The 768-nt window shown below is 40.4% G+C and carries 1 protein-coding gene; it reads left to right on the top strand.

Translation table 11 applies throughout. The annotated features are described in order from the left end of the window. A partial coding sequence (locus tag LPAF129_RS11035) for a transposase (RefSeq protein WP_244057184.1) occupies nt 1-716 on the top strand: 716 nt, incomplete at its 5' end. Between the last annotated feature and the right edge of the window lie 52 nt (nt 717-768).

Genomic DNA, 768 nt, shown 5'->3' on the forward strand with positions numbered 1-768 from the left:
TCGAACCTTTAGGGACTTCCCTTTTTGGCTCGACTATGATGGAACTTTTAACGGCTGACATTTCAACTGAAGACTTAGCGGCTTTACCGTTAGAAGACCTCGCAAATTTTCTCGATCAGAAGAGTCATAGACGTTTCTCTGACCCGCAAAAATTGGCTGAAACGATTCAGAAAGCTATCCGCGGTTCTTATCGACTGAACCGAGTCGTTTCCGACTCAGTTGACACAGTCTTGGCGATTTACGCCAACGAGATCAAAATGTATCAAAAAATAATTGTTCAGCTGCAAAAATCAATTGAGAAAATCTTGAAAATGATTCCTGAAGGTCAGATCTTACAATCGATCCCGGGGATCGGACCTGTTTACTCAGCTGGTATCTTGGCTGAGATCGGTCAAATCGAACGCTTTGATAACGAAGCTAAGCTGGCTAAATATGCAGGCTTAGCTTGGAAAAGAAATCAATCGGGCAACTTTGAAGGACAAAAAACACCGATGCTTCATACTGGAGATACTTATCTACGTTATTATTTAATTGAAGCTGCCAATTCAATAATTCACTATGACCCAGTCTTTAAGAAGTACTTCGATAAAAAGATGTCTGAAATCAAGAACGCACCACGAAAACGAGCCTTGTCTTTAACCGCTAGAAAATTAATTAGGGTGATCTACTATCTACTAAGTAGACACCAAATCTATCAATCGGAAGAAGTGGTCTAATTCCCCAAAAACCGTTTTAAGTTATTACAAGCACCCTACCTGGCCTCAAATT

Source organism: Ligilactobacillus pabuli, from assembly GCF_022836475.1.
Lineage (GTDB): Bacteria > Bacillota > Bacilli > Lactobacillales > Lactobacillaceae > Ligilactobacillus > Ligilactobacillus pabuli.